At 40.9% G+C, this 6,578-nt stretch carries 7 protein-coding genes and 1 pseudogene; 4 read left to right on the top strand and 4 right to left on the bottom strand.

The genetic code is table 11. The annotated features are described in order from the left end of the window. The 3 genes and pseudogenes from secF to yajC form a co-directional block, all read right to left on the bottom strand. Positions 1-305: pseudogene (secF, locus tag WA010_RS03870) on the bottom strand (protein translocase subunit SecF); the annotation flags it as partial. After that, positions 305-1,882 (bottom strand): protein translocase subunit SecD, encoded by a 1,578-nt coding sequence (secD, locus tag WA010_RS03865; protein ID WP_422555847.1) that lies wholly within the window; start codon positions 1,880-1,882, stop codon positions 305-307. The pseudogene secF and the gene secD, both read right to left, overlap by 1 nt. Next, complete coding sequence (yajC, locus tag WA010_RS03860) at positions 1,872-2,138, bottom strand: preprotein translocase subunit YajC (RefSeq protein ID WP_422555846.1); 267 nt, start codon at positions 2,136-2,138, stop codon at positions 1,872-1,874. The genes secD and yajC overlap by 11 nt, the downstream gene beginning before the upstream one ends. Before the next feature lie 69 nt (positions 2,139-2,207). Between yajC and WA010_RS03855 the strand changes: the two genes are divergently transcribed. The 4 genes from WA010_RS03855 to WA010_RS03840 all read left to right on the top strand — a co-directional run bounded on the left by WA010_RS03855 (position 2,208) and on the right by WA010_RS03840 (position 5,486). Then, positions 2,208-3,425: an apolipoprotein N-acyltransferase gene (locus WA010_RS03855; RefSeq protein ID WP_422555845.1), complete on the top strand. Its 1,218-nt coding sequence runs from the start codon at positions 2,208-2,210 to the stop codon at positions 3,423-3,425. 77 nt (positions 3,426-3,502) lie between these two features. Continuing rightward, a complete protein-coding gene (cysK, locus tag WA010_RS03850; RefSeq protein ID WP_422555844.1) occupies positions 3,503-4,426 on the top strand; it encodes a cysteine synthase A in 924 nt (307 codons plus the stop codon). Continuing rightward, positions 4,427-4,996 carry an aminotransferase class IV gene (locus WA010_RS03845; protein ID WP_422555843.1) on the top strand — a complete coding sequence of 190 codons (570 nt, stop codon included), beginning with the start codon at positions 4,427-4,429 and terminating at the stop codon, positions 4,994-4,996. 28 nt (positions 4,997-5,024) lie between these two features. Further along, positions 5,025-5,486, top strand: a complete 462-nt coding sequence (locus tag WA010_RS03840; RefSeq protein WP_422555842.1) for a hypothetical protein — start codon at positions 5,025-5,027, stop codon at positions 5,484-5,486. A 10-nt stretch (positions 5,487-5,496) separates the two neighbouring features. Here the strand turns inward: WA010_RS03840 and WA010_RS03835 are convergent, their stop codons facing one another. Continuing rightward, positions 5,497-6,396 carry a LysR substrate-binding domain-containing protein gene (locus WA010_RS03835; RefSeq protein ID WP_422555841.1) on the bottom strand — a complete coding sequence of 300 codons (900 nt, stop codon included), beginning with the start codon at positions 6,394-6,396 and terminating at the stop codon, positions 5,497-5,499. Positions 6,397-6,578: the final 182 nt, after the last annotated feature.

Genomic DNA, 6,578 nt, shown 5'->3' with positions numbered 1-6,578 from the left:
TCTTTACTCAATCCATCGGTTGATGCGGCGGTTTTAATAATAATTTCTTCAGGAGAACCGAACTCTGTCACACTGGCATGTTTAAAAAGTTCCTCTTTTTCGAGTGCTTCACGTACTTTATCGATCGGTGCGGCACCTTGATATTTCACCTGCACCACCGTTCCTCCGGTAAAATCGATACCGAATGAAAACCCTTTTGTCGCGATCAGACCGATCGCCAAAAAGAAAAGGACAAATGAGGCGACAAAAAAGATTTTCCCTTTGCCGAGAAAGTTATAGACTTTATCTTCTTTAAACAATTCCATTATGCATTCACCTTTCTCGTCATACCGAACCACATTTTATAGTTTTTCGATTTTTCAATGCGGTTAGTAAAGAGTTGGAAAATTCCGTATGTTCCGACAATAGCCGTTAGCATAGAGGCTAAAATACCCATACTCAGTGTTACGGCAAACCCTTTAATCGCACCCGTTCCGTATACATAGAGGATCGTACACGCAATAATTTGCGTGATATTGGAATCTAAAATAGCCCGCATCGCTTTAGAATATCCCTCTTCCAACGCTTTTCGAACACTAAGCCCCAAACGGAGCTGTTCACGAATACGCTCATTAATAATAATGTTCGCATCGACGGCCAAACCGATGTGCAAGACGATCCCCGCCATACCCGGCAATGTCAATGTCGCACCTAAAAGTGCCATCATCGCGAGAATGATAAAAAGATTGATAAGTACCGCAAGATTCGCGATAATCCCCGCCAATCCGTAATACATCATCATAAAAATCATAACGAGGACAAATCCGCTAACCAAAGCAAGCAAAGAGGCTTTAATACTATCCGCGCCCAAACTCGGCCCGACGGAGCGTTTTTCCAACATATAGATAGGAGCCAACAACGCACCCGAGCGAAGTGCAATCGCTAAATCGTTCGCCTCTTCGATGGTGTAGTTACCGCTAATCTGACCCGATCCGCCACCGATACGTTCATTGATTACAGGTGCTGAGTAGACTTTACCATCCAGTACGATCGCAAGACGTTTACCGACACTTTTACCGGTAAAATCACCGAAAACCTGCGCTCCGGCTGAGTTCAATGAAAAATTGATCACCGGACGGTTGTTTTGATCGTATCCCACCTGCGCATCGGTGAGCATTGTCCCATCGAGGATCGGGATCTCGTTGACCAAATGTTTAACATTCGGTGCTAACGCATCTTCGAGGATTTTATCCCCATAGCTTAGTGCTTCACCTTCGCTCATATCCATCACTCGCATAGCACGATCTTCATCTACTGCCATGAGTTCAAGTTTTGCCGCACGCGAGATCAATTCACGAGCACGTTGTTCCTCTTGCGGTGTTTTTATCCCCGGAAGTTCGACGAGAATCTTATCTATCCCTTGACGAGCGACGACGGGTTCAGCCAAACCGAACTGATCGAGTCGGTTACGAATCGTCTCAATCGCTTGATCAACCGATTGAGTCTTTAACTTTTCAATCGCTTCGGGTGTAAAAGAGACACTGTACGATTCACCTGTAGCTTTTGCTACAGCACCTTGAACACTTTTTAAATGCTCATCAACTTTAACACCGTCTTCACTGTCCAAGATTTCAAACACGACATGATCGCCCTCAACACTGAGACCGTCGAGTAAAATATCATTCTGTTCACTAAAGTGCTTTAATCCTGATGCAACCGATTTGAGCTGTGAATTAACCGCTTCTTCGGTTTTAACTCCCAACAAGAGGTGTAAGCCCCCCTGAAGGTCAAGCCCAAGGGTTACTTTTGCACCGCTCTGACTTTGAGTGAGAGACGGTATCGAGAAAAGAATCCCAAAAAGTGCTGCGGCAATCAGTAATACTACACGAAAATTAAGCTTCATCCTCGTACTTTCTGGCAACCGCATCTTTAACGAGGCGCACTTCGGTTTCGTTGTTCATTTTGATCGTAAAAAAGGTATCTTCGACTTTTTTGATCTCGACGATTAGCCCGCCGGTTGTAATGATTTTATCCCCTTTAGCGAGGGCTTCAACCATCTCTTTGTGTTTTTTAGCCTGTTGGTTTTGGGGACGAATGATCACGAAATACATAATAGCGATCAAAAAGACAAAAGGGAGAATTTGAGAAACAATTTCCATGGATATCCTTGGGTAATGTGAAATTGGGGCATTATACTCAAATGTGGCTAACAACGGTATAATTGCTGTATGAAATATCGATATACACCCACTATAGAACTCCTAGTCGCCCCGTTGCTCATCGCCCTTTTATTCTCAGCTTTTATTTATTGGGAACATTTTGCCCTCACCTCCAAAGCACTCAACACCCTCTCAGGCTTGATCGCCCTTTATCTCCTCCTACATGCCCCGAAACGTACTGTACTTATCAGCGGATTTTGGATCGGACTGCTTTGGTGTTACTGGATCGGATTTAGTTTCCAGTATTACGGTCTGGAATGGGCGACATGGCTTGTTGCTTTGGGCTTTGGATTCGTCTATGCCCTCTATTATGGAACGATGGCACTCACGCTAAATCCCCTCCTCCGTGCCGCGATCCTTTTTGGTCTCACTTTTGTATGGCCGATGGATTTCAACTGGATGCAGCCCGAAATTATCTTCGTGGAGAGTTATCTCGGATTTGAAAAATGGCAGTTTGCCCTCACCCTTTTTGCACTGGCTCTGGCAGGATGGTTTAGTCGCTTTACAAAAATTTTCCCTTTATTACTGCTGCTCGGTGCCATCCAAACCACCTATGACACTCCCCCTCTTCCTGATGTCAAAATCAAACTCGTCTCCACCGATATTTCTCAGGATTTCAAATGGCAAAGTGACCGATTAGATCTTACGATTCAAGAGAACTTTGATGCCATCGATAATGCAATTGCGCAAGGGTACGATCTCATCGTCCTTCCCGAGTCGGCATTCCCCCTCTACATGAATGAATACGACGTTATTTCCGAAGCACTTGCCCAACGTTCGATGCACATTTCCATACTAACGGGGACACTGCACAAAGAAGACGGCTTAAATTACAACGTCTCCTATCTTTTTGATCAAGGTAATATTACGGTGGCTAAAAAAACGATCCTCGTCCCCTTCGGCGAGTACATACCGTTACCGAAATTTCTACGAGGATGGGTTAATCGGGAGATTTTCGGAGGGGGAGCCGATTTTGTCACCGCCAAAAAACCGACCGATTTTACGATCAAAGGGGTGAGTTTTCGCAACGCCGTTTGCTACGAAGCAACCCGCGCTGAACTCTACACCCCTGAAGTTCATTATATGATTGCAGTAAGTAACAACGGATGGTTCAAACCCTCTATTGAACCGACGGTACAAAAGCTGTTAATACGGTTTTATGCTCGAAAAAACAGTACAATAGTATTCCACTCAGCCAACGGAGGAGGAAGCGGGATAATATATTAATCATATTAAATTGCTATGTAATGATTGTTTTTTACAACTTTTATTATTATAATGGCTCAAAAAACAGGGATAACGAAATGAAAATAGCGGCCAATATCACTGAACTTATCGGCAATACCCCATTAGTACAATTAAATACTCTTTCAACTATAACACAAGCAACTGTTTTGGGAAAATGCGAATTTATGAACCCTACCAGCTCCGTGAAAGACCGAATCGGTTTTAATATGATTAAAACAGCAATGGAAGCAAATCAAATTAACCAAGATACATTGATTATCGAACCGACCAGTGGAAATACCGGAATTGCTCTAGCTTCTATCTGTGCAGCATTAGGATTAAAACTGACTCTTACTATGCCTGAGTCAATGTCCATTGAGCGACGAAACCTCCTCAAAGCACTTGGAGCCAATCTTGTTCTAACGCCAGCAGCGCAAGGGATGAAAGGAGCTATTGATGAAGCCAACGCACTTGTTGCCTCTCATTCCAATGCTATTATTCTTCAACAGTTTGCCAATCCGGCCAATCCGGCAATCCACCGTATTACCACGGCACAAGAAATTTTACGTGATACCGATGGACAAATCGATATTTTTATCGCTGCTGTCGGAACAGGTGGAACGATTACCGGAACGGGAGAAGCTCTAAGAGCTGTTTTACCAAATATACAAATTATTGCTGTTGAACCTAAAGATTCTCCAGTTCTCTCAGGTGGGAAACCCGGACCGCATAAGATTCAAGGGATCGGAGCTGGATTTATCCCCGATGTACTTAATACGACCCTCTATAATGAAGTAATAACCGTGAGTAATGAAGAAGCAATTAACGCGGCTAAAGCATTGGCAAAAAGCGAAGGATTACTTGTTGGGATTTCTGCAGGGGCAAATGTTCATGCCGCATCGCTTATCGCAGCACGCCCTGAAAACAAAGGAAAGGTTATTGTCACAATTTTATGTGATACGGCAGAACGCTATCTTAGTACACCGCTGTTCGAAATTTAAATGCTTTTAGAAACCATCCGTTGTAAAGACGGAATAGCACATCATCTTTCATATCATCAGGATCGACTGGAAAGATCTCTCCGATCCCTGAATATACCGATAAACTATGATTTAAAAACTCTAATTTTTCCACCTATAACGGGATTATATAGATGCCGTTTCCTCTACGATGCACAGCACTATACAATAGAGTTTCATCCCTACACGCCTAAAGCTATTACGTCGCTAAAACTGATCCATGCCGATCATCTAAAGTATTCACTTAAATACGTAGAACGAAGCAATATAACTGATTTAATAAAACAACGAGAAGATTGTGATGATATACTTATCATTCAAAACAATCTTTTAACCGACACGAGTATTGCTAATATTGCTCTGTATATCGATGGAAATTGGCTGACTCCAAAAAAACCTTTACTCTTTGGAACAACACGTGCACGCTTAATCGCTAATGGAACAATTATACCGACAGATTTATCCGCTCAAGATCTTTCAAAAGCGACAAAATTTGCCCTGATGAATGCTATGATAGGCTTTCTTGAAGTCGAGAATGGTATAATTCATTAAAATTAACACACCAAATCAGGCTCTGCTTATGTTATTCGATATCATTAAAAGTCCTTCATTCGCACGATTAATGGAAAACCATCTTCGTGATATGCTTATTTATCTTTTTGAAAACAACCAAAATTTCGGTATTTTATGTAAAATTGAACATGTTATATTTGATCCTCAACTTCCAAAAGATTTAAGTGATGAATTTAGAGCCATGACACTATTTTTTCTCGCTGGATACACTTTTGAAAGTGCTCGTATCGATAATGATATTCTAATTTTTGAAGCGGGTTTTGGTCAAGACAATATTGGCAGTTTTGTTTCAGTTCCTCTGCTCTCGATTGTACAAATTATTATTGATGAAACACCGGCTTTTGTGAACTTGGCTATTCCCCAAGAACATCATCAACTTATGAAAAAAGAAAACAATGAAGGGGTTCAAAATTCAATGAGTGCTCTGCTTTCGAATCCTGAAAATCAAAAGTTTTTGAAGAAAAAATAAGGGTTGAAGTTTATAACTTCAAGCCTAATAGGTAAGTGACCACATTGTCGATAAACGCGTCGTGTTTACGCTCTTTGCTGTAGGCGATGTAAAACTTACGTTTGATTTTATAATTTTTAATCCGCGCTTCAAAAAGTTTCCCTTCTTCCACTTCATCTCGAATAACATGACGTGAAATAACCGATACGACAGGTCGAGGTGCATTTTTAGGTGAACGCATCAATGTCTCTTTAATTGCTGTAGAACTGGCTACAACCCCTATCACATTAAATCCAGAACACTCAACCCCTATCTCTTCAAATACTTCCGCTGTCAATTTACGGGTATGAGAGTTCTCATCGCGGCAGATCCAGTCAAATTTATACATATCCTCTTTACGAAGTTGCTTCGGAATAGGCTGGTTAGAAAAAATCACCAATTCATCCTCTTCCCATTCACGATATATCAACCCCTCTTTAAAAATCGGTGATTCAATCAAAGCAATATCAATTTTTTTATCAATTAGTTGATCCACAATCTCTTCTGAAAAAGCGACACGTATGTGAACTTCATTGTTGATTTTATCTTTGAGCTGACTCAAATACGATGGTAAAACATAGTTACCAATAGCATACGATGCACCTACAATAAACGTAAACTCTTTATTGATGATTTTAAGCAGTTCTTTTTCACTGGATTGAATTGCTTTTTCAAGCTTTGCGGCAATACGGAAAAGGTCTTCCCCTTCTTTAGTCAATTTTATGCCATTCTTTTTCCGTTCTACAACACGAGTATCTAGATAATCCTCAATAAATTTGATCTGCTGTGTCACTGCAGGCTGAGAAATCCCGAGTTTTGCTGATGCTTTCGAAAAACTTTTCTCTCTAACGACTGTTAGAAAGGTCATAAGTTTAGCAAAATCTTTTAACATAATAATTCCTATAAGTTGAATGAATATCGCTATTATAACGAATCATTATAATCAATGCAAGAGTTTTTCAAGTAATTTAAAAAAATAGGAAAAATGGGTTATAATTAAATTAACTATAATAATATGAGCAAGGTAAAAACGGCATGGATAAGATTCTTTCGGGTCTCAATAAGGCTCAACGC

It is taken from the genome of Sulfuricurvum sp. (assembly GCF_049305995.1).
Classification (GTDB): Bacteria; Campylobacterota; Campylobacteria; order Campylobacterales; family Sulfurimonadaceae; genus Sulfuricurvum.
This window is presented reverse-complemented; position numbering and strand designations above follow the sequence as displayed.

Coding starts and splice junctions, on each gene's coding strand:
- secD (WP_422555847.1), bottom strand. CDS start 1,882: ATGAAGCTTAATTTTCGTGTAGTATTACTGATTGCCGCAGCACTTTTT.
- yajC (WP_422555846.1), bottom strand. CDS start 2,138: ATGGAAATTGTTTCTCAAATTCTCCCTTTTGTCTTTTTGATCGCTATT.
- WA010_RS03855 (WP_422555845.1), top strand. CDS start 2,208: ATGAAATATCGATATACACCCACTATAGAACTCCTAGTCGCCCCGTTG.
- cysK (WP_422555844.1), top strand. CDS start 3,503: ATGAAAATAGCGGCCAATATCACTGAACTTATCGGCAATACCCCATTA.
- WA010_RS03845 (WP_422555843.1), top strand. CDS start 4,427: ATGCTTTTAGAAACCATCCGTTGTAAAGACGGAATAGCACATCATCTT.
- WA010_RS03840 (WP_422555842.1), top strand. CDS start 5,025: ATGTTATTCGATATCATTAAAAGTCCTTCATTCGCACGATTAATGGAA.
- WA010_RS03835 (WP_422555841.1), bottom strand. CDS start 6,396: ATGTTAAAAGATTTTGCTAAACTTATGACCTTTCTAACAGTCGTTAGA.